Annotated in this window: 24 protein-coding genes; 16 read left to right on the forward strand and 8 right to left on the reverse strand. The window is 66.2% G+C overall.

The features are described from left to right. Positions 1 to 108 precede the first annotated feature (108 nt). Entirely contained in the window at positions 109 to 1,047 is a 939-nt protein-coding gene (locus tag FOB72_RS25480; protein ID WP_150375474.1) for a TauD/TfdA dioxygenase family protein, read from the forward strand. Between the two features lie 141 nt (positions 1,048 to 1,188). Beyond that, positions 1,189 to 2,190 carry an alpha/beta fold hydrolase gene (locus FOB72_RS25485; RefSeq protein WP_150375476.1) on the forward strand — a complete coding sequence of 334 codons (1,002 nt, stop codon included), beginning with the start codon at positions 1,189 to 1,191 and terminating at the stop codon, positions 2,188 to 2,190. Positions 2,191 to 2,204: 14 nt separating this feature from the next. On the opposite strand, the gene FOB72_RS25490 is transcribed toward FOB72_RS25485, so the two are convergent. The 4 genes from FOB72_RS25490 to FOB72_RS25505 all read right to left on the reverse strand — a co-directional run bounded on the left by FOB72_RS25490 (position 2,205) and on the right by FOB72_RS25505 (position 4,770). After that, positions 2,205 to 2,480: a 2Fe-2S iron-sulfur cluster-binding protein gene (locus FOB72_RS25490; protein ID WP_223851798.1), complete on the reverse strand. Its 276-nt coding sequence runs from the start codon at positions 2,478 to 2,480 to the stop codon at positions 2,205 to 2,207. A gap of 113 nt (positions 2,481 to 2,593) precedes the next feature. Next, on the reverse strand, positions 2,594 to 2,908 hold the full coding sequence (locus FOB72_RS25495) for a ferredoxin (protein ID WP_150377407.1): 315 nt from the start codon (positions 2,906 to 2,908) through the stop codon (positions 2,594 to 2,596). Then, on the reverse strand, positions 2,908 to 3,210 hold the full coding sequence (locus FOB72_RS25500; RefSeq protein WP_150375480.1) for a 2Fe-2S iron-sulfur cluster-binding protein: 303 nt from the start codon (positions 3,208 to 3,210) through the stop codon (positions 2,908 to 2,910). The genes FOB72_RS25495 and FOB72_RS25500 overlap by 1 nt, the downstream gene beginning before the upstream one ends. Positions 3,211 to 3,231: 21 nt before the next feature. Continuing rightward, on the reverse strand, positions 3,232 to 4,770 hold the full coding sequence (locus tag FOB72_RS25505; RefSeq protein WP_150375482.1) for a hypothetical protein: 1,539 nt from the start codon (positions 4,768 to 4,770) through the stop codon (positions 3,232 to 3,234). Positions 4,771 to 5,072: 302 nt separating this feature from the next. On the opposite strand from FOB72_RS25505, the gene FOB72_RS25510 reads away from it, so the two are divergent. The 11 genes from FOB72_RS25510 (at position 5,073) to FOB72_RS25560 (ending at position 14,323) form a co-directional block, all read left to right on the forward strand. Next, positions 5,073 to 6,005 (forward strand): ornithine cyclodeaminase family protein, encoded by a 933-nt coding sequence (locus FOB72_RS25510; RefSeq protein WP_150375484.1) that lies wholly within the window; start codon positions 5,073 to 5,075, stop codon positions 6,003 to 6,005. A gap of 55 nt (positions 6,006 to 6,060) precedes the next feature. Beyond that, the gene (locus FOB72_RS25515; RefSeq protein WP_150375486.1) at positions 6,061 to 6,780 is read left to right on the forward strand and encodes a TenA family transcriptional regulator; all 720 of its coding nucleotides are present in this window, start codon (positions 6,061 to 6,063) and stop codon (positions 6,778 to 6,780) included. Between the two features lie 17 nt (positions 6,781 to 6,797). Continuing rightward, complete coding sequence (locus FOB72_RS25520; protein WP_150377409.1) at positions 6,798 to 8,246, forward strand: aldehyde dehydrogenase family protein; 1,449 nt, start codon at positions 6,798 to 6,800, stop codon at positions 8,244 to 8,246. A 25-nt stretch (positions 8,247 to 8,271) separates the two neighbouring features. Beyond that, positions 8,272 to 8,751, forward strand: a complete 480-nt coding sequence (locus tag FOB72_RS25525) for a GlcG/HbpS family heme-binding protein (protein ID WP_150375488.1) — start codon at positions 8,272 to 8,274, stop codon at positions 8,749 to 8,751. Positions 8,752 to 8,773: 22 nt separating this feature from the next. Then, the gene (locus FOB72_RS25530) at positions 8,774 to 9,772 is read left to right on the forward strand and encodes a 2Fe-2S iron-sulfur cluster-binding protein (protein WP_150375490.1); all 999 of its coding nucleotides are present in this window, start codon (positions 8,774 to 8,776) and stop codon (positions 9,770 to 9,772) included. A gap of 80 nt (positions 9,773 to 9,852) precedes the next feature. Continuing rightward, positions 9,853 to 10,572 carry a GntR family transcriptional regulator gene (locus tag FOB72_RS25535; RefSeq protein WP_150375492.1) on the forward strand — a complete coding sequence of 240 codons (720 nt, stop codon included), beginning with the start codon at positions 9,853 to 9,855 and terminating at the stop codon, positions 10,570 to 10,572. Positions 10,573 to 10,703: 131 nt separating this feature from the next. Continuing rightward, on the forward strand, positions 10,704 to 10,898 hold the full coding sequence (locus FOB72_RS25540; RefSeq protein ID WP_150375494.1) for a hypothetical protein: 195 nt from the start codon (positions 10,704 to 10,706) through the stop codon (positions 10,896 to 10,898). Between the two features lie 232 nt (positions 10,899 to 11,130). Beyond that, positions 11,131 to 12,093 carry a Bug family tripartite tricarboxylate transporter substrate binding protein gene (locus FOB72_RS25545; RefSeq protein ID WP_223851799.1) on the forward strand — a complete coding sequence of 321 codons (963 nt, stop codon included), beginning with the start codon at positions 11,131 to 11,133 and terminating at the stop codon, positions 12,091 to 12,093. Positions 12,094 to 12,258: 165 nt separating this feature from the next. Continuing rightward, the gene (locus FOB72_RS25550) at positions 12,259 to 13,113 is read left to right on the forward strand and encodes a hypothetical protein (protein ID WP_150375496.1); all 855 of its coding nucleotides are present in this window, start codon (positions 12,259 to 12,261) and stop codon (positions 13,111 to 13,113) included. A 3-nt stretch (positions 13,114 to 13,116) separates the two neighbouring features. Next, on the forward strand, positions 13,117 to 13,725 hold the full coding sequence (locus tag FOB72_RS25555) for a TetR/AcrR family transcriptional regulator (RefSeq protein WP_150375498.1): 609 nt from the start codon (positions 13,117 to 13,119) through the stop codon (positions 13,723 to 13,725). 190 nt (positions 13,726 to 13,915) lie between these two features. Beyond that, positions 13,916 to 14,323 (forward strand): VOC family protein, encoded by a 408-nt coding sequence (locus tag FOB72_RS25560; protein ID WP_191002270.1) that lies wholly within the window; start codon positions 13,916 to 13,918, stop codon positions 14,321 to 14,323. Between the two features lie 3 nt (positions 14,324 to 14,326). Here the strand turns inward: FOB72_RS25560 and FOB72_RS25565 are convergent, their stop codons facing one another. After that, entirely contained in the window at positions 14,327 to 15,277 is a 951-nt protein-coding gene (locus FOB72_RS25565; RefSeq protein WP_150375500.1) for a LysR family transcriptional regulator, read from the reverse strand. A 112-nt stretch (positions 15,278 to 15,389) separates the two neighbouring features. Here FOB72_RS25565 and FOB72_RS25570 point away from each other — a divergent pair, with 112 nt between their 5' ends. From FOB72_RS25570 to FOB72_RS25580, 3 genes are all read left to right on the forward strand, one after another. Continuing rightward, entirely contained in the window at positions 15,390 to 16,145 is a 756-nt protein-coding gene (locus FOB72_RS25570; RefSeq protein WP_150375502.1) for an SDR family oxidoreductase, read from the forward strand. Positions 16,146 to 16,362: 217 nt separating this feature from the next. Further along, complete coding sequence (locus tag FOB72_RS25575) at positions 16,363 to 17,475, forward strand: catalase family peroxidase (protein WP_150375504.1); 1,113 nt, start codon at positions 16,363 to 16,365, stop codon at positions 17,473 to 17,475. Continuing rightward, entirely contained in the window at positions 17,472 to 18,014 is a 543-nt protein-coding gene (locus FOB72_RS25580) for a cytochrome b (protein ID WP_150375506.1), read from the forward strand. The genes FOB72_RS25575 and FOB72_RS25580 overlap by 4 nt, the downstream gene beginning before the upstream one ends. Positions 18,015 to 18,026: 12 nt before the next feature. On the opposite strand, the gene FOB72_RS25585 is transcribed toward FOB72_RS25580, so the two are convergent. The 3 genes from FOB72_RS25585 to FOB72_RS25595 all read right to left on the reverse strand — a co-directional run bounded on the left by FOB72_RS25585 (position 18,027) and on the right by FOB72_RS25595 (position 21,439). Further along, the gene (locus tag FOB72_RS25585; RefSeq protein ID WP_150375508.1) at positions 18,027 to 18,944 is read right to left on the reverse strand and encodes a LysR substrate-binding domain-containing protein; all 918 of its coding nucleotides are present in this window, start codon (positions 18,942 to 18,944) and stop codon (positions 18,027 to 18,029) included. A gap of 101 nt (positions 18,945 to 19,045) precedes the next feature. Beyond that, positions 19,046 to 20,443, reverse strand: a complete 1,398-nt coding sequence (locus FOB72_RS25590) for a M20 family metallopeptidase (protein WP_150375510.1) — start codon at positions 20,441 to 20,443, stop codon at positions 19,046 to 19,048. 24 nt (positions 20,444 to 20,467) lie between these two features. Next, a complete protein-coding gene (locus FOB72_RS25595) occupies positions 20,468 to 21,439 on the reverse strand; it encodes a Bug family tripartite tricarboxylate transporter substrate binding protein (RefSeq protein WP_150375512.1) in 972 nt (323 codons plus the stop codon). Between the last annotated feature and the right edge of the window lie 100 nt (positions 21,440 to 21,539).

Genomic DNA, 21,539 nt, shown 5'->3' on the forward strand with positions numbered 1-21,539 from the left:
ATGCGCCGGCCGTCCATATCCAACCGCGAATTCCTTCGTTCTGCGCGGCTCGCCCCGCGGCGTATGGTGCGGAGCATTGCCCATCCCAAACAACAGGGAGACGAGTCCATGACACAGAACCCCACCCAGATCGAACTCGACGTACGCCCCGTTTCGGGACGCATCGGCGCCGAAGTCCGCGGCGTGCGCCTTGACGGCGACCTGCCGGGTGCGACGTTCGACGCCATCCGCGCGGCACTGCTGCGCCACAAGGTGCTGTTTTTCCGCGAGCAGGGGCATCTCGACGATGCCACGCAGGAAGCGTTCGGCTCGCTGTTCGGCCCGCCCGTCCCGCATCCGACGGTGCCCGTGCGCGCGGGCACGCAGTATCTGCTCGAGCTGGATTCGCAGCACGGGGGTGGCCGCGCGAACTCGTGGCATACGGATGTCACGTTCGATCTCGCCTATCCGCAGGTGTCGGTGCTGCGCGCGGTGGAGGTGCCCACTTACGGCGGCGATACGGTATGGGCCAACACCGCGGCGGCATACGAGGAGCTCCCGCCGCCGCTGCGCGAGCTTGCCGACAAGCTCTGGGCCCTGCACACCAACGACTACGACTACGCGGGCTCGCGCGTGTTGCCACACGGCCCGGATGCGCAGCATTATCGCGACGTGTTCACGCGCACCGTCTACGAGACCGAGCATCCGGTCGTGCGCGTCCATCCGGAAACCGGCGAGCGCACGCTCGTGCTCGGGCATTTCGTGAAGCGCCTGCTTGGCTATTCCGCCAGCGACTCCGCGCATCTGATCTCGGTCCTGCAGAGCCATGTCCATCGGCTCGAGAACACCGTGCGGTGGCGCTGGCAGGCCGGCGACGTGGCCATCTGGGACAACCGCGCAACGCAGCACTACGCGATCAACGACTATGGCGACACGCGCCGTATCGTGCGCCGCGTGACCATCGCGGGCGATGTACCGGTGAGCGTGGACGGCGAACGCAGCCGCGCCATCAAGCCCGCGCGCGACGGCGGCAACCTCGCGGCGGCGGACACGCGCAAGGCTGCCTGATCCATCGACACCGTCGATCATCAGAAGCTAAATTCGCCATTTTGGCTTTGGCGAAGTGTCGTTTAGGCTGTCCCCATCGTTCAAACAGAGCTGCGTTGCCGGCCCGCATCCGCCAGCACACGCCGCCACGAGGAGACCGCCTTGACTTCTTCCCATTCCGCTTCTGCCCATTCCGACGTAGTATCCGATATGCCGCTGCCCGCCCGGCGACGCTTCCTGCGGGCCGGCGCGGCCGCGTTTGCCGCCGCGCTGGCCGGCACCGGCTGCGCGAGCCGCCCTGCAGCGAGTACCGCCCAGACGGGTACCTCGGATCCAGCCTCCATGCGCGCGACCCGCATTCGTTCCTCCGCCAGCGACGGCGTCGAGCTTGCCGTCTTCGAGACCGGCAACCCCAACGGCCGTCCCGTCATCTTCATCCACGGCTTCGCGCAGAGTCATGAAAGCTGGGCAAAGCAGATGTCCGCGCCGGAACTCCAGCATCTGCGCCTGATCGCGTTCGACCTGCGCGGCCATGGCGACTCCGGCAAGCCACTCGTCAAGGAGGCCTATCACGACAACGTACGCTGGGCCGAAGACGTCCGATCGGTGATCCGCGCAACGGGCGCGCGAAAACCTGCCATCGTCACGTGGTCCTATGGCGGCCGCGTGGTCAACGATTATCTGACCGCATTCGGCGATGGAGAAATCGGCAGCCTGAACTACGTGGCCGCGACGTCGACGAGCGCGCCGTTCGGGCAAGGACGTTCCGCGCGGCTGATGGTGCCGATGATGTCCGACGATGCGATGGAAGCGGAGAAAGGCACCGAAGCGTTCCTGCGCGCATGTTTCGCGCGCCCACCGAGCGCGGCGGAACTCGCACAGATGGAACGCTTCAACGCCAAGACGCCCGTCGCCGTGCGCAAGCTGCTGGCCGGACGGCCCGCGGCGTACGACAACACGCTACGCGCGGTTCGCGTGCCGATGCTCGTCACGCACGGCCGCGAGGATCAGATCTCCGCGGTGGCGATGAGCGAGTACACGCACAAGCTCGTACCGCATTCGACGCTCTCGATCTACGAAGCCATCGGCCACGGCACGTTCTACGAGGACCCCGGGCGCTTCAACGCGGAGTTGCTGGCGCTGATGGCGAAGCAGGCCGCGTAGGCTCCGGCTCCCGCTTAATTACCCCATGACACCGCGATATCGCCGTTGACGAACGTCTGGCAGGCCATGCGGTAGCCGTCCGCGAGGTCCTGTTCCGACAGATGCTTGCGTTCCTTCGGCTTGACCGCGTCGGTATTCGCGAGGCCCGTCTCGATCTTGCAGCGGCACGTGCCGCAGATACCGCCGCCGCACTTGAAAGGTATGCCGCCCTGCTCGCGCAGCGAGATGCGCAACAGGTTGCTGTTGCTCGGCGCGGTCACGGTCTTGCCCGCGTTGGTCACGAACGTCACCTCGACGGTCGTGCGTTCCGCGGGCGTTGCGGCGGGCGTTGCGGCGGGCGTTGCGGCGGGCGTTGCGGCGGGGGTCGCCTCGGTGGCGGGCGCGGTGCCCAGCGTGTCCTGTGTCATCGTTTCTTCAGCGAAAGGTCCATCGTCCCGAACTTGGCAAGGTCCTGGAGCGCCGCGCGCGCGGCGTCCAGCGTGTCGAACCGTTCGAGAAACTTCGATGGCACCAGGTTGATCGTCTCCGCCTCGCGCCCGGCGGACTCGTCGATCACGCGCACCTTCACCGGCTGGTGAAGTTCGGCGATCACGAAGCTCGCGGTGGCGCGGCCATAGAACATGTAGTCATAGGTTTCCAGCGGCCGGATGTCGTCGAGCGAGCCTTCCATGGGCTCGGTGCGAAACTGGCCCGGCTTGCTGGTGAGGATGACGTACATCATGCCGGCATCTCTTCCTGGCACAACTCGATGTCGTGCGTCAGCCAGATCTGGCAGGCCAGCCGAAAGCCCTGCTCGATACGCTCGCCGAGCTGCTTCTTCTCCTTCCAGTTCGGGGGCGGCAGATGCTCGGCACCGGCCAGCACCTTGCAGGCGCACTTCGAGCACTTGCCCATGCCGCATTCGTATCGCAGGTTCGGATACGGAAACTGCTTGATACCGGCGCGCACGACCAGATTCGTTTCGGGCTTTACCTCGTCCGTGAAGACTTGGCCGTTCTTGTGAAAGACAACTTTCGGCATATAGGTTCCAACGTGTAGCGGTCAGTGCCAGATAACCATCGCGCAGATCGTCGACACGACGAGCCCCGCGATCACCGGCAACAACAGTGCGCGCACGGCCTCGAGTACCGGCACTCGCGCAAAACCGGCCACGGCGATCAGCGACGACCACGCGATGAGCGTGCCGCCACCGGTCCATACCGCGCCCATCTGTCCCACGGCGGCGAGCGTCGCGGAGTCGAAGCCGACCACCGGACCGAGCGCGCCGGCCAGCGTGCCCGTCAGCGGCAGGCCGGCGAAGCCGGAGCCGTCGATGCCCGTGATCATGCCGACCAGCAGCACGCCGAAGGCCACGAGCACGTGGTTGTCGGGAATCATGTGCTGGTAGGCCTGGATCAGTTCGAACAGCAGGCTCGGTGCCTTGCCGGCATCCACGCCCAGGATCTGCGCGGCGGTCTCGCCCGCGCCGACAAAGAAGAAGCCCGCGATCGGCAGCACCGAACCCATCGCCTTGAACGCGAACACGAAGCCGTCCGTGATGTGTTCGGGGCAAACGTCGAGCATGCGGCGCGGACCCTCGGCGGCCAGCGTGGCCAGCATCATCAGCACGGCCGCGACGCCGCCGACCAGCGCGGCAGCCGCACCGCCCTTGAGGTCGGGCATCCCGCTGGCCACCTTCGGCAGCACCATCAGCGAGACCACGCACACGAACGCCAGCGGTGTCAGCACCGCGAAGAACTTGGACCACTTGATGCGGCGCTGCTCCACCATGGCAAGACTGCGTTCGATATTGGCGTCGGTGACGAGGGGCTCGTCGTGCGACGTGCCGCGCGCGATCTCGGCCTTGTCGAACGTCCCCGTGCCTTCCACCTCCGGATCGATGCCGTTTGCCTTGGCCTGCCACCGGTCGAGCAGCGCGCCGCTGGCCGGAACGATATGACGGCGCATGGACAGGTACGCCAGCGCCAGCGCGATAAAGCCCGTAATGATCGACAGCACGAGCGCGCGGTCCGCGACCACGGCCGCGCTGACGGCCGCACCGGCCGCCTTGGCGCTGATACCGGGCGCCACGCCGATGACGTAGTCCGACGATAGCGCCATGCCCTGCCCGGCGATCGCAATGGCCATGGCCCCCGCGAGCGGCGGCAGGCCCGCGGCAATCGCCGCCGGCAGCAGAATCGCCGAGACCAGCGGCACCGCCGGCGTCGGCCAGAAGAACAGCGAGATCACATAGGTAATGCCCGCGAGGATGAAGTACGCGCTATGCCCGTTCTTCATGATCACGCGGAAGGGCTCGACCATCCGGATATCCGATCGCAATGTCTTGAGCGCATTGAGCAGCGCGGTCATGAACGCGATCACCAGGAAGATGTTGAACAACTCTTTCGCCGCCACGAGGCTCGCGCCGAAGATGCCGCCGAGCGCTTCGACGGGATTGCCGGTAATGGCCAGGATGACGCAGAAGGTGCCGACGATCGACGGCACCACGACGTTGGCGCGCAGGATCATGGTCAGCACGATGACCACGACGCCCAATAGATATACCCAATGGGCAATGCCGATCTCTACCGTTGGTTGCATGAGGCTCCCCTGATGTGGGGCCCTTGTGGGGGCAGGTTTGATGAGTGATTGAATTTCCGTTTCGTATACTATATTCCGACGCAAACGAAACACAAGCGAAAACCGGCAAGGTTAGGGAAACTCCGTGCCGTCACCCCTATGTAGTGCCAGAAACCGCACCACTGCACGGTTTCAGCGCATCCCGCACCGTTATCGACTGCGCGCGCCCTGCGCCATGCCCCAAAAACTCCGCTAGCAATTTCTTTGGCAATGTGTAGACTGTATACCGAATTGCAGCCCCCAACGGTCACGACAGCCCACTCATGCTCCATATCACCGACGAACAGATCGACCGCCATGTCAGCGCGGCGGATGCGCAGGCCGCCATGCTCGAAGCGTTCCGCAGCTTCGGCCAGCATCGCGCGGCCATGCAGGAGCGCATCCGCACCGAGGCCGGCGGCGTCAAGTTGTCCACGCTGGGCGCGGTCATTCCGGATCAGCAGGTGGCGGGCGCCAAGGTGTATACGACGATCGCGTGTCAGTTCTCTTTCGTGATCCTGCTGTTCTCCACCGTCAGTGGCGCGCCGCTCGCATCGTTCGATGCCGGTGCGATCACCCGGCTGCGCACCGCGGCGTGCACGGTACTGGCGGCGCAGCGGCTCGCGCGCCCCGACGCGCAAACGCTCGCGCTGTTCGGCGCGGGCACGCAGGGTGTGCAGCACGCGCTGCAGCTGTCGGCGGCGCTGCCGCTGGAACGCATCCTGATCAGCGACCCGCATGCCGACGCCTCCGTGGCGGAACGTCTGACCGCGCAGTGCGGGATCCCGGCCACGTTCGCCACGCCCGAAACGTGCGTGGCCGAGGCCGATGTCGTGGTGACCGCCTCGCGCTCGACCACACCGCTGTTCGCCGGCGCGTCGCTGCGCCGGGGCGCGTTCGTCGCGGCCATCGGCTCGAGCCTGCCGCATACGCGCGAGCTCGACGACACGGCATTGGCGCGCGCCGCCACGGTGGTCGTCGAATGGCGGCCGCAATCGCTGCGCGAAGCGGGTGACCTCGTGCTGGCCGATCCGTCCGTGCTGCCCGATCACAAGATCGTCGAGCTCGGCGATGTGTTGCTGGACCGGCACACCGTTCGGCATAGCGCGGACGACATCGTCATCTACAAATCCGTCGGCGTCGGCCTCGAGGACATAGCCCTCGCCGGCGTTGCCTACCAGCGGATCACCGCAGCCCGGGAAGCCCGGGCCGCATGACTCGCACCCAAACCCCTCCCCTTCTTCATTCCATCCCAGTCAAGGAGCCCACAAAATGGCAGAACTGATGAACCGCGAAGACTTCCGCGCCGCCCTCGAGAACGCGATCAAGGGCAAGAGCGCCAACCAGGCACCGTTCAGCAAGGCATGGGCAGGCGGCACGCTGACGCGCGAGCATCTGGCGCGCTGGGCAGAGAACCACTATCACTACGTGGGCCCGTTCGCCGACTACCTCGCCTATATCTACGCGCGCACGCCGGACCACATGACCGAGGCCAAGGACTTCCTGCTGGCCAACATGTACGAAGAGGAAATCGGTGGCGACCGCCACACCGACCTGCTGGTCCGTTTTGCCGAAGCCTGCGGCACCACGCGCGAGCGCGTCGTGGACCCGGACAACATGTCGCCGACCACGCGCGGGCTGCAAAGCTGGTGCTATGCCGTGGCGATGCGTGAAGACCCGGTCGTCGCGGTCGCCGGCCTCGTCGTCGGCCTGGAATCGCAGGTGCCGTCGATCTATCGCAAGCAGACTCCGACGCTGCGCGAGAAGTACGGCTTCACGGACGAGGAAGTGGAATTCTTCGACCTGCATATCGTGTCCGACGAAATCCATGGCGAGCGCGGCTACCAGATCGTCCTCGAGCATGCCAACACGCCCGAACTGCAGGCCCGCTGCCTGAAGATCTGCGAGATCGGCGCGCAGATGCGACTGCTGTACACGACCGCGCTCTTCTACGACTACGTCGAGACCAAGCCGGCCGCGATCGCCGCCTGATGCACGGGGCCACGACGATGACGGACACGTACCGCAACTACATCGACGGCGAATGGTGCGACAGCGTGAGCGGTCGCCTGTTCGACAACATCAACCCGGCCGACACGCGCGAGATCGTCAGCCGCCATGCGGCGTCCGACGCGCGTGACGCGGAGGCGGCCGTCGCGGCGGCGGCCGCCGCGTTCCCGGGCTGGCGCAAGACGCCGATCGGCAAGCGCGCGAAGATCCTCAACGATGCCGCGGCCTGGCTCGAAGCCAATGCCGATGCCTTCGCGGCGGAACTCACGCGCGAGGAAGGCAAGGCACTGAACCTGGCGCGCGACGAGATCGTGCGTTCGGCGCAGACGCTGCGCTTCTATGCGGTGGAAGGCCAGACCTACTCGGGCGAGACCTTCCCTCAGGACGATCCGGACATGGTCGTCTACACGCAGCGCGAGCCGCTGGGCGTGGTCACCGTCATCTCGCCGTGGAACTTCCCGGTGTCGATTCCCGCGCGCAAGATCGCGCCGGCGCTCATCGCGGGCAACACCGTCGTGTTCAAGCCGTCGTCGGATGCGCCCCTCTCCGGCCTGCGGCTGGCCGAGGCGTTCGTCAAGGCCGGCATTCCGCGCGGCGTGCTGAACTTCCTGACCGGCAGCGCGGGAGAAGTGGGCGAGACCATCGTCGCATCGCCAGCCATTCGCGCGGTGTCGTTCACGGGATCGACGTCGGCGGGCGAGCAGATCCATCGCGCGGTATCGATGACCACGCGCACGCAGATGGAGCTTGGCGGCAAGAACCCGCTGATCGTGATGGAGGACGCCGATCTCGACCAGGCCGTCGATCTCGCGGTCAAGGGTGGCCTGTCGCTGTCCGGCCAGGCATGCACGGGCACGAGCCGCATCATCGTGATGGCCGCGGTGAAGCAGGCTTTCATCGAGAAGCTCGTGGCGCGCGTCAAATCGCTCAAGATCGGCAGCGGCATGCAGTCCGGCATGGACCTCGGCCCGCTGGCCACGCGCAAGCAGCGCGAGACCGTACTCGGCTATATCGAGATCGGCAAGGGTGAAGCCACGCTGCTGACGGGCGGCAACGCGCTGACCGATGGCGATTTCGCGCACGGCTACTACGTGGCCCCGACGGTCTTTACCGACGTGACGATGTCCATGCGTATCGCGCGCGAGGAGATCTTCGGGCCGGTGCTCGCGATCATCGAGGCGACCAGCTACGCCGATGCGATGGCCAAGGCCAACGACACCGAGTACGGATTGTCCGCGGCGATCGCCACGCGCAATCCGCGATATGCGCACGACTTCGCCAACGATATCGAGTCGGGCACCGTCAAGATCAATCGCACGACCACGGGCAACCTCGTCAACGCGCCGTTCGGCGGGCTCAAGCGGTCGAGCACGGCGACATTCCGCGAATCCGGCCGCGCCGGCATCGAGTTCTATACCCAGATCAAGACGATCTACCGCGGCTGTTAAATCCATCTGCAAGGAGTCTGTATTCATGAAGGCAAGCATCAAGCTCGAACTGCGCGAGGCCCGCGTCATGGTCGAGGCGGCCGTCGCCAAGGCCAGGGAGATCGGCGTGCTGGAGTCCATCTGCATCGTCGATGACGGCGGCTATCCGCTGCTGCTCGAACGCATGGACGGCGCGCGCATCACGGGTCCGCAGATCGCATGGAACAAGGCGTTCACCGCGGCCGGCCACAAGCGCTCGACGCATCTGTTCAATACGGCCCCCAACGGTCCCGCGCTGCCCGGCAACGAGGCGTTCGGCATTCAGTGGAGCTTCGAAGGCAAGTTCGCCGTATTCGTCGGCGGCTTTCCGGTGGTCGTCAACGGCGAGGTGATCGGCGGCGTCGGCCTCTCGGGCGGCAACGGCGAGCAGGACACCGCATGCGGCGTGGCCGCGCTGGAAGCATTGCGCGATCTGCTGGCGGGCGAGGACCTGCAGGTGCTCGCGCAGGCGGACATCAAGAAGTAAGCAGGCAGGAGGGCCACCAGTCATGTCCTATCGCATTCATGTCATCGAGACCCAGGCCACGTTCGACGTGAACGACGGCGAGACGGTACTCGACGGCGCATTGCGCGCGGGGGTGTGCCTCGCGCACGAATGCACGTTCGGCGGTTGCGGCACGTGCCGCGTACAGGTCGTCGAAGGCGCGGTCGCGTACGAGGAGTTCCCGATGGCGCTGACCGAGGAAGAGGCGGCCACCGGCGCGGCACTCGCCTGCCAGGCGCGGCCCACCGCGGACCTCGTACTCAGCGTGGCGCGCGCGGGCGACGTGGACATTCCCGCGCAGCGCGTCACGGCGACCGTGCGCGAATTAGGCTGGCTCGGCCCCGAGGTCGCGCATCTGCGCCTGGCGCTGCCGGACGACGTGTCGTTCCAGTACGCGCCGGGCCAGTACATGAAGATCCTGCTCGACGACGGCACCCATCGCAGCTTCTCCATGGCATCGGCGCCGCGCGGCAACGACGTGGACTTCCACGTGCGGCGCATCGCAGGCGGCCGCTTCACGGCCACGCGGCTGCCGACGCTGCAGCCCGGCGACCGGCTCGAGGTGGAAGTGCCGCATGGCAACTTCAGCCTGCGCAAGGAAGATTACCGGCCGCTGCTGATGGTCGCTACCGGCACGGGGCTCGCGCCGATCAAGAGCATGCTCGAGTCGCTGATGGACGACCCCGATTGTCCGCCGGTCTCGCTGTACTGGGGCGCGCGGTCGATGGAGGATCTGTATCTGCACCACGAGATTGCCGCGTGGGGCGAGCGTCTCTACGATTTCCAGTACGTACCGGTACTCTCGCGCGCCGGCGACGACTGGCAGGGACGGCGCGGCCATGTGCAGGACGCGGTGTGCCAGGATCATGGGGATCTGTCCGAGCATGCGATCTACCTGTGCGGCTCGCCGAACATGATTCGCGATGCGCGGCAGACGTTCGCGGCGATGGGCGCGCAGTCACCCTTTGTCTACGCCGATGGCTTCACGTTCCAGCATGCCTGACATCCGTCCAAGCTAGATCTGGAAGGCGGCTGCGATGTTGACCGTATACAATAGCGGCATTCACGCCGCCTTCCATGATCATGAACGACGCCTCCGCGGGCCTGCCCCGTTCCACGACGCCGGACCTTCCGGTAGCCAGCCTTGGCGCGCAGCACTCGCCGCTGTTCGCGCTGGTGACCGACACGCTGCGCCAGCGCATTCTCGGCGGCCAGTATGAGCAGGGCGAACGGCTCGTCGAGAACACGCTGTCCCAGGAGCTCGGCGTCTCCCGCATCCCGGTGCGGGAAGCGTTACGCGCGCTTGCCGCCGAAGGACTGGTCAAGATCGAGCCCCGGCGCGGCGCCTCGGTGGCGCGTCTCTCCCCCAATATCGCGCGCGAGATGGTGGAAGTGCGCGCCACGCTCGAGGGTCTCAATGCCAAGCTTGCGGCACAACGCCGCGATCCGGCGCTGATCGCCGAGATCGAAAAGGTGCTGGAAGAAGGGAATGCCGCCGTCAACAGCGGCCAGACCGAGCGCTTCGTCGAACTGAACTCGCGCTTCCATGAGGTGCTGGGCAACATCGCCGCCAACAGCGTGCTGCAGGACATGATGCGCTCGCTGCGCGAACGCACGGCGCTGCTGTTCGCGCCGGCCAACCTGAGCCGCGCGCGCATCAACTGGGACGAGCACGCCCAGATCCTCCAGGCCGTCATCGCCGGGGATGCCGACCTCGCTTCACTGCTGGCCACGCGCCACGTCTACAGCGCCGCCAAGGCCGTCGAGGCCATGAACATCGACGGCGAACCGCCTCGCGGCTGACCCGCGCCGATACCGGCACCGACGCCGACCCCGTGCCCCATGGGCGACCACGCCCATGTCACACCTTGGTGCACCGCACCAATGTAGTGTATACTGTAGGCTGATTTCGAACCACAGTAGGGAATACGACCATGTCGTCCAAGCAATACCCGGAGGCCGCTTACTTCAACCGTCCGGTCGGCGCGCAACTGCTGCGCCACTACGCACGCCGCAATGCCGTGCGCCATGCCACGCCGCTGCTGCCGTCCTTCGCCGATATCGCGAAGATGCTGGCCTGGGTGCCGGCCCTCTTCGAACGCAAGCCCGGCACCGCGCGTCAGCACTGACGCTGACCGCATGGCGGAACAACGCGGCGTGATTGACCGGCAATCGCACACCGCGTTCGCGCCCGCGTCCGGAATTCGTGGTTTGTCCCGACATTGACGGCAAGACCGGCCGTCATAATGGTGCCGCCCTCGCCCAAACGAGCGGCATCACAGAAAGACATCGGAGACAAACTTGAGTATCAAGACTGACGCGCTGCGCCCGCCGCGCGCGCTGCGCACCCGTATCTCGAAACTGGCTGGCATCCTCACCGCCGTGCTGACGGCCGGCATCGTGGCCGCACCGGCCGCGCACGCCGCGGAGGCATGGCCCGCCAAGCCCATCAAGGTCATCGTGCCCTATACGCCGGGCGGTTCCACCGACACGGTTTCGCGCGTGGTGTTCGAGAAGGTGGCGCAAAGCCTTGGCCAGCCGATCATCATCGAGAACAAGCCCGGGGCGAACAGCACGCTCGGCGTTGGCGTGGCCGCGCGTTCGACGCCCGATGGCTATACGTTCGTCTCGATCCTCGCGGCCTACAGCGCGAACATGTCGCTGTACTCGAAGCTCAGCTACAAGCCCTCGGACCTCGTGCCCGTCGCGGAGATGGCCGAATTGCCGCTGTTCCTGTTCGCGAGCAAGAAGGTACCGGCGAAGACCGTCGGCGAACTGGTGGCCTATGGCAGGAAGCACCCGGACACGCTCACGTTCGGTTCGAGCGGCATCGGCAGTTCGGCGCACCTGACCGGCGAGCGTCTGGCCATGGAATCGAAGGTCAAGATGACCCACGTGCCGTACAACGGTAGCGCGCCCATCCTGCCGGCATTGGTGTCCGGCGAGGTGTCGGTCGCGTTCGACCCGCTGCTCGTGCCGATGCCGCATGTGAAATCCGGCAAGATCAACTTGCTGGCGGTGGCGTCGGCCAAGCGCTGGCCGGGCGAGCCGAATATTCCGACGATGGAGGAGGCAGGCTTTCCCGGCTTCCTCATGAGCTCGTGGACGGGCCTGCTGGCGCCGGCCGGCACACCGCAGCCGATCGTCGATCGGATGGCGAAGGAGATCGCCGCGGCCACCGCGAGCCCCGACGTCGCGAAGAAGCTGACCGACCTCGGTTTCGTGCCCGTCGGCGGCACGTCCGAGGAGTTTCGCAAGCTGATCGAGCGCGATACCGTGCGCTATGCCGAGATCGTCAAGGCGGGGAAGATCTCGCTCGACTGACCCCGGACCGGGGAGACGGAGGCTCGTGTGGGCCGCTCACCGCCCGGTTTTGTCACGAAAACAAGCCATGCTCGCAAGGGCATGGCTTTTTTCATGTGCAAGACGCGTTAGAGTATCGGCGAGAATATTGCCGGGGCAGGCACAGGCGTTAGAGGGCCGTAGTCGATGAGTTTCCTGAATTTTCTGAAGCGGAGAAAGAAAAAGGCGCGGGGGCGCACGCCCGGCGCCGCCCCCGCATCCGTGCCGGGACCGGCCGCGCGGCCGGCCGACACGCGTCCGGTGCCGCCGATCGTCAGCATGCCGAAGAGCGCATACGACCGCGTCTATGCGGAAGTCATGGCCAACGTGGAAGGCCTGTCGCAGGACGACGTGGCCGAGCTGCTCCTGCTGGTCAAGGAGAGCGGCAGCGATGGACTGAACCTCGGCGGCTATTTCACGCGCGGCTACGAGCGTTTCTTCAAGAATCGCGCGTGGCGCTGGCGGGAATATGACGAGTGGCGCGAGACCTTCGAGAAGCTCGCCGCGTTTCCGTCGAACTGGACGGACATCAACTACGTCCCCACCCCGGCGAACCGGCCCACGCATACGCGGCTGCTCGACCTCGACGTGGTGGAGCTCCAGCATTACCTGACGGAAACGGGCGTGGCGTTCGATGCATCGCTGCAGAAGACGCAGCTCGCTTCCATGGCCGAACACACGGAGGGGCTCAAGACCTCGAAGCTGTGGACGCGTCTGCTGAAGAAGGAAGACGAGGCGGTGCAGGAAGCGATCGCGCGGCGGCCCAAGGTCCTCTACGATCTGCTGATGCGAACCATCGCCTATCGCGCGAAGAGCATCCGCGATCTCGAGCGCGCGCAGGCGCTCGGCATCCGCAAGCACGAAGTGATGCTCGTTTTCGAAGCCGACCGGCGCTTCGTCGATCTCGCGCGCAAGAAGAATCCCGACGCCGTGCCGCCGTACTACCCGAACGATTTCACGCAGTTGCGGCCCATCCTCGGGAACGACTTCGAGAACGACTGACCCATGGGACAGCGGGCATCGAAGCAGACGCTGCGGCCGCGCAAGGCACCCACGCAGGTGCGTGCCGAGGAAACGGTCGCGGCCATCGTGGAAGCGGCCGCGCAGGTCCTGGAGCTGCATGGCTTCGAAGGCTTCAACACGAATGCGGTGGCACAGCGCGCCGGTGTCAGCATCGGTTCGCTCTATCAGTATTTCCCGGGCAAGGATGCGCTGACGGTCGCGCTGATCCGGCGCGAGTCGCGCGCGTTCCATGACGACATGGCCGCCGCGCTCGGCATGCGCAGCGGCAAGGCCGCGCTCGAGTACCTGATTCGCGCGTGCGCGCGGCAGCAGCTTCAACGGCCACGTCTCGCGCGGCTGCTCGATATCGAAGAAGGACGCCCCGCGATTCAGGGCGAGGTGTCCAAGGCGAAGATCGAGCAGCTGGTGCTGAGCATCGTCCGGCGCGCGGCGCCGGCACATCCCCAACCGGACGTCGCGGCGGGCGACCTGCTCGCCATGATCCGCGGCATGGTCGATGCCGCGGGCGAACGCGGCGAACGCGATATCGAGAATCTGGAGGCTCGGCTGCGCGCCGCCGTCTTCGGCTATCTGGCTCGCTCGAAAATGTGAGCAGCCGACAGCCGGCGCATCCGCGAACGCGCTGGAAACGCGTGACAGGTGAGCGATTTCGGCCCGGCCGGATCCGCCTGCCCATGCGAGTACGAAATATGAGCAATTGCTTATATTCTGACGTCATCGTGCAGCGACGGCATCCCGCCGCCGCGCCGTACCTAGCGCACACTTGCCAAGAGCCATCACGATGACCGACATCATGCACACCATGAAGCTCAACCACCTGAGCTTTCCTTCCGCCGACACGGCCGCGACGGCCCGGTTCTTCGAACGCTATCTCGGCTTCCGCATCGCGGGCCGCTGGGAAGAGTCCTACATCATCAAGCGACAGGGCTTCGACGTGGTCATCGAACATGTCAGCGATTTTCGCCCCGAGTGGCCGCGCAATTTCCACGCGGGCTTCGAACTGCCCACGCTCGAAGCCGTGCAGGAACTCTATGCAAGATTCCGGAGCGAGGGCGTCCAGCTGGAGACCGACATCTTCAACAACGGCCGCGGCTCCCGCTTCTTCTGCCGCGAACCGGGCGGCGTGATGTTCGAGCTGAACACGCGGTCGGACGCCGCACCCGAGTATCAGGGCACGTTCGACGAGTAAAGGTCAGTCACCGCGCGCGGCGGCCGCCACGATCTCATCCCAAGGCGTGGGCGAAGGAAAGGCTTCGGACAGGAACGCCACGAATGCCTTGACGTTCGGATTGCCGCGTCGGCTTTCGGGCCATAGCGCGGTAATCGGAAACCGGTCCTGCGTGAACGCGTGCAGCACGGGCACGAGCTCGCCGCGCCTGACGTGACTGGCCGCGACGTACGTGGCCGAGAGGCCGATGCCGCCCCCCGCGGCCAGCGCCGCGACCACGGCATCGCTGACGTCCATGACCAGGCCGGCGTTCGGCCGGAAGTCCGCGATGCGGTCGGCCATGCGGAAGGGCCACGCCGCTTCCTGCCCGGTGCGCTGGTAGCGGAAATTCACGCACTCGTGATGCATGAGATCTTCGGGGCCGGCAGGCGTGCCGCGTCGCGCGAGATAGTCCGGGGAGGCGAAGAGGCCGATGCGGTGCGGGGCCAGGTGCCGGGAGATCAGTCGCGAGTCGCCCGGGTCGCCCACGCGAACCGCGACGTCGATGCTTTCCTCGACGAGGTCGACATACTGGTCGCCAAGCCGGAGGTCCACCGCGACTTTCGGGTATCGCGCGCGAAAGGCCGGCAGCGCGGGCGCGAGGATATTCACGCCGATGGGCAGCGCCGCGGCGATCTTGATCGTGCCGGAAGGTTCGGCGCGCGCGGCCACCACGGCCTGCTCGATCTCTTCCGCGTCGCGCAGCAGACGCTGCGCGCGCTCGAGCAGATCGCGGCCTTCCGCGGTCAGCGTGAGCGACCGGGTCGTGCGGTTGAACAGGCGCAGACCGAAATTCTGCTCCAGACGCTGGATGCTCTTGCTTACCGCGGATGGCGATACCGCGAGCGAGCGTGCGGCGGCCGTATAGCTGCCGAGCGACGCCGCGCGGGCGAAGGCTAGCAGTCCGGTCAGACGTTCGATGCCAATTTGTTCCATGACGGCACTATTAAAGCGAATGTGAACCACATTTTCAAGCAAGACGCTGCAATCTACGATGCTTTCCAACGACGCCGCACCGGCGTCCAACCGGAAACAGAGGAGAACAGCGATGAACAACGTCAACACTTCGCAGGCCCAGAACGTACCGCAGCGCCTCGATGGCAAGCGTGCGGTGATCTTCGGCGGCACGTCCGGCATTGGCCTGTCAGCGGCCCTGCAGGCCAAGGCGCTCGGCGCCAGCGTGATCATCATCGGACGCGACGCGGCCGCCGCGCGGCAACTGGCGGAAGAACACGGTTTCGAAGGCTGGCGCGCGCTCGACGTGAAGTCGGGTGCGGAGATAGAGCAAGCGCTTGCTGACATTACGCACGTGGACCACCTCGTGCTGCTGGCCGGCACGTTCGTGGGCGGAAAGATTCGCGAAGCCGAGGTGGGCCATCTGCGGGGCGCCTTCGACGAACGTATCTGGGCATCGGTCCACGCCATCCGCGCGCTGGGCGACCGCCTCGACCAGAACGGCTCGGTGACGTTTATCTCGGGGGTCCTCGCGGACCGCCCCAGCGCGTACGGCACGGCCGTCCTTGCCGCCGCGTCCGCCGCGATGGAAGCCTTCGCACGGGGCCTGGCCCTGGAGCTCGCGCCAGTGCGCGTCAACACGCTGTCTCCGGGCCCGATCGACACGCCGCTGCTGGCCCGCACCCTCGGTACAGGCCGCGACGCCTATGTCGATGCCCTGAAGCAGCAACTCCCGCTGCATCGCCTCGGCACCGCCGAAGAAGCCGCCGCCGGCGTGGTCTTCCTGATGACCAACGGCTTCATGAACGGCACCACCCTGCATGTCGATGGCGGGGCGGCACTGGTCTGACCCAGCGGGCCGGCATCGTACCGGCTCGCGCGATTTTTGCATCCAACCTCACATTCTTGTCCTATACAAACGTATAGGCGGATCAAGCCAGAACGTTGGATGCGACAAGCCATCGTCGGATGGTTTCCGCGCGCCCCGTGGCATACCTTGCCATGGTGGCGAATGTTCCGTCGCCACCCCCACAAAATCAGGTGCTGTCCATACAGCAGGAGTGACCATGGACCAAGACAAGCGGAATCCCTCCGGGCTTCCACCCAGACTCGGCCCCGCCGCGCTGGCGATCCGCTTCGGCGTGATCGGGCTGGCAACGTTGTGCCTGGCCGGCGCATTCGCCTATACGGGTGGATGGCTGACCCCCGAGCGGCTGTCCCCGCATCGGGTCGTCGACGGCTTTGAAGCCGCCAACGGCAAGCACATCGGGTTCCGCCGCAACCATGCGAAGGGCGTCTGCGCCGTCGGCTGGTTCGAGAGCACCGGTGCCGGCACGCAATACAGCCGCGCCAGGCTGATGGCGCCGGGCAAGTATCCGGTGGTGGGCCGCTTTGCGTTCGCGGGCGGCATGCCCTACGTGCCCGATGCCCCCGGCCTGATCCGCAGTCTCGCCCTGCAGATCAATCCCACGGGCGCCGAGGAATGGCGCATGGCGATGATCGATATCCCGGTCTTCCCGTTTGCCGATGTCGACGCGTTCTATGCGCAGATGCTGACCGGCGTGCCCGATCCCAAGACCGGCAAGCCCGATCCGGAGAAGATGAAGGCATTCGTTGCCGCGCATCCGGACTTCCTGAAGGCGGTGGGCATCGTCGGCAAGCGCCAGGCATCGTCCGGGTTTGCGAATACCACCTACAACGCGCTCAACACGTTCCTGTTCGTCAGCCGCGAGGGCGCGTCGGTACCGGTGCGCTGGTCGCTCGCGCCCGAACAGGCGTTCGCCCCGCTCGGTCCGCAGCAGCCGGACAAGAACTACCTCTTCGATGCGCTGATCAAGGACGCGGCGCAGCCGCTCAAGTGGAAGGTGATCGTGACGATCGGCCAGCCCGACGATCCCGTCCGGCCCGACCTGCCCTGGCCCGACGACCGCAAGCATGTCGATATCGGGACGGTCACGCTCGACAAGCTGGCGAGCGAGGACACTCCCGGTGCCAGCTGTACCGATATCACGTTCGATCCGACCGTGCTGCCGGCCGGCATCTCCACCTCGGCCGATGCGATCCCGAGCGCGCGGTCGGCCGCCTATGCCCGCTCGTTCCTGCTGCGCGAGGAAGAGCGCGGCGCCAAGCCGCCCAGCGCGGTCACCGAATCCGAAGTGAAGGCCGGAGGTAAATCATGAGCAACGACGTCCAGGGCTTCTCGTTCGTTTCGCGCGCGCTGCATTGGGTGATGGCCGTGCTGATCGTGGCGATGCTGTTTATCGGCATCGGCATGGTATCGACGGTGTCGGACCGCTATACCGCATTGCTGACCGTGCACCGGCCAATCGGCATCGCGATCTTCTGCCTGGCCGTGCTGCGGGTCATCAACCGCCTGACGCACCGGCCGCCACCGCTGCCGGCTTCGCTCCCGGCGCTGCAGCGCGTGGCCGCGCATGCCTCGCACCTCGCGTTGTACGCGCTGATGATCGCCATGCCGCTGGTAGGCTGGGGGATGCAGTCGGCGGGCAGCTTCCCGATCGTGCTGTTCGGACAGACGGAGCTACCCCCGATCCTGCCGCACGACCCGCATCTGTATGCCGTGCTGCGTCAGGCCCATACGATCGGTGCCTTCGCGCTGTTCGCGGTATTGCTGTTGCACTTCGCCGCAGCGCTGTATCACGGGCTGGTGCGCCGTGACGGCGTGCTGGAGTCGATGACGACGGGGAAGGCGCAGTAGGCCGCAGCCAGGCTACTTCGCGCCCTTCCGCAACATCCGGCTATACGAGATCAGCATCTTCGCGAACTCGCCGGTGATCGGAGGGAGCGGCACCGCGGTGCGCTGCACGAGGCAGAGGTCGGCCGGGGGAATGGTCTCGGCGATCCGGATCTCGCGCAGCGCGTCCTGGAACCCCTCCTGCTCCAGCGCGATGCGCGGCGCAAGAAACAGCAGGTCTGTCCGCGATACCAGATTGAGGGTGTCGTACAGCGACTCCACCGTGACCACGATGTTCGGCGTCTCGAGTCCCGCGTGGTGGAACAGGTCGACGAGCCGGTTCGACGGGAGCCCGGCCTGACCCGGCGGACGTGTATTGACCCACTCGCATTCGGCCAGCGACCTGATGCTGCGCGCGCGTTCGAGCGGGTGCCCAACGCGGCAGACGATCGCGGGTTCCGATTTCCCGAGCCGTGTGCTCGTGAGGTCCGTCACATCGGTGCGGCGCGAGACGAGCGTCAGCGCGAAATCGATGCGGCCTTCCCGGATGCCGCTCAGCAGCGAACTTGCCGGACCGCTGGCCAGATGTACGGAAAACAACGGAAAGCGCTGCCGGAACGCGCGCAGCACGGGCGGCACGATTCGCGCGAACGCCTCCGACGAGACGCCCACGTTCATCGAACCGACGAGGTTGCCCTGGAAGCTCTGGAATTCCTGCTCGGTACGCTCGCACTCCCCGAGGATGATGCGCGAGCGCGCGAGCAGCGTTTCTCCGGGACCCGTCAGTACGATGCCGCGATTGCCGCGCGCAAACAGGCTCACGCCCAGCGACGTCTCCAGCCGCTTGATCTGCTGCGTCAGGCCGCTCTGGGCGAGATCGAGCGAGCGCGCGGCGGCGCGAATGCTGCCATGTTCGACGACGGCGGCGAACGCCCTGAGTTGATCCAGAGTCATGACGGGAGACAGGCGTTAGTGATCACTGCCACGTAGTGAACACCGCAAGCGATCTTGCTGTCAAACTCGCCCCATCAAGCCCGCCCCGTCAAACCCCAACGTCAGGCTGCCATCGCGGGCAGCGCGTCCCGCTCGCCCAGATCCCAGTAGAGACCGGCCATGATCCGCAGGCCCTCGCGCGTGACATCGGTCAGCATATGCTCGTCGGGACCGTGCTGCGCGCACGCCGGATACGAGTGCGGTACCCAGATCGTCGGCAGCCGCAGTACGTCGGCGAACACGTCGTTGGGCAACGTGCCCGCGAGGTTCGGCAGCACGGCCGGCGCACTGCCGGTGCTTTCCACGATCGAGTCCGATGCCCACCGCACCCACGGATGCTCGACATCGAGCCGCGTGGCGGCACCGCTCATGGTGATGCCGACCTCCACCTCGTTGAAGCCGAGTGCATCGAGGTGCGTGCGCAGGATCGATTCCAGCTCCTGCCAGCGCGTGCCGACGACGAAGCGCAACTGGCAATGCGCCACGGCCGTGGGCGGGATGGCGTTGACGGGACGCTGCGGCGAACCCGCGCCCAGCGCAAGCACCTCGATCGTATTCCATGCGACGAGCCGTTCCGCCGCCGACAATCCAGGCTCGCCCCATTCGGGCGTGAACGGCGGATCGTCCTTGCCGCCGCCGAGTTCGATATCGGCCAGTGCCGCGCGCACGGCGGGCGGGATCTCGGGCGGCATCAGGTCGTCCACGAGCATGCGGCCCTGCGCATCGACGATCGTGGCCAGCGCGTTGGCGATCACGGTGGCCGGATTCGAGATGACGCCGCCCCAGTTGCCCGAGTGGTAGGCGCGTTCGCGCGCGCGCATCGACAGCGTGAAATTGACCATGCCGCGCGAGCCGAGAAACAGCGTGGGCCGGTTCGCCGCGACACGCGGACCGTCGCAGCCGATGAACAGGTCCGCGCGCAACTGTTCGGCATTGGCCTCGCAGAACTCGCGCAGCCCCGGCGACCCCGCTTCCTCGCCCATCTCCATCAGCACGATCACGTTGTAGCCGAGCTTTCCGCCCCGCGCGGCAAGCACGTGCTCGAGTGCCGAGAGGTTGATCGTATGCTGGCCCTTGTTGTCGGCCGTGCCGCGTCCATACCAGCGGTCGCCATCGACGGTGAGCGACCACGGGCCCTGCCCCTTCCGCCAGCTCGCCTCCTGCCCGTTGACGACGTCGCCGTGGCCATAGGTCAGCACGGTCGGCGCCGTGGCATCTTCAACGCGCCGCGCCACGAGGAACGGGCCGCCGGTCTTCACCGGATTCGGCGAGACACTGACCTCGAACCCGAGGCGCCGCAGCCACGGCACCATCTCGGCGTCGAAATATTCGCCCAGCGTGGCCGGGTCCGCGCCGAGATCGCTCTCGGAGCGGATCGCCACGCGGCGCGCGAGGTCGGTGAACAGCTGGCCTTCATCGAGGTACTGGATCGCGGACTGCAGCGCTGCGGTACGTGTCATGGTTCTGGCTCGCGTGGAAAACGATCAATCCTGCATCATGTTGTTGGCCTTGGCCACTGGTGCCAGCTTTTTCGTGTCGGCGCGCACGGACTCCGTGTACTTCGCCGGCGCACCGTACTCGGGGTCGAAGCCGAGGTTCACGAGCTTTTCCTGCACCGTGGGTTCGGCCATCACCCCCGCGAGTTCCGCGACGAGCTTCTGCTTCACCGGTGCCGGCAAGCCCTTCGGCGCCACGACGGCAAACCACGAATCCATGCGGAAGCCGGGGAATCCGCTTTCGGCGACCGTCGGCACGTTCGGCAGCATCGGGTTGCGCCTGGTGCCTGTGACGGCGAGCGCGCGCACCTTGCCGCTCTTGAGCGCGGCCACCGAGGCAGGCACCGCATCGAAGCTCAACGGAATCTGTCCGCCCATCACGTCGGTCATCGCCGGCGCGCTGCCCTTGTACGGCACGTGCAGCACCTTGACGCCTGCCGCATTCCACAGCATTTCGCCCGCGAAGTTGACGGTGGAGCCCGTGCCGTGCGAACCGTAGGAATACGTACCCGGCTTGGCCTTGATGTCCGTGAGCAGTTGCGGCAGGCTCTGCGCCGCCACGCCGCTGTTGGCCAGCAGCACGAGCGACGCGCTGCCCACCATGCCCACCGGATCGAAGCTCGACTCGGGGTTGTAGTTGAGCTTGCTGTAGATGATCGGGTTCACCACGAACGTCGTCGATGTGCCGAGCAGCAGCGTGTAGCCGTCGGGCGCCGCGCGGGCCACCTGTTCCGCGCCGACGATCGTCGCCGCGCCGGGCTTGTAGTCGATGACCACCTGCTGCCTGAGACGCTCGCTCAGCTGCATGGAGACCACGCGCGCCACGGAGTCCACACTGCCGCCGGGGGGAAACGGCACCACGAGGCGGATGGGCCGATCGGGAAATTCCGCCAGCGCCGCGCCGGACAGCAGCGCGAGGGAGACGCCAACACAGGAAACGAGAATCCGCGGGAAAGACATCTTGCACTCCAGGATGATCAGTGGGACGGTGGTTGCATACCTTCAAATTTCGCCGGTTGGCAGGGCCCGGCGGCGGTTGGACGGGAGAGATCGTTGGGAA

The sequence above is a fragment of the Cupriavidus pauculus genome, from assembly GCF_008693385.1.
Classification (GTDB): domain Bacteria; phylum Pseudomonadota; class Gammaproteobacteria; order Burkholderiales; family Burkholderiaceae; genus Cupriavidus; species Cupriavidus pauculus_D.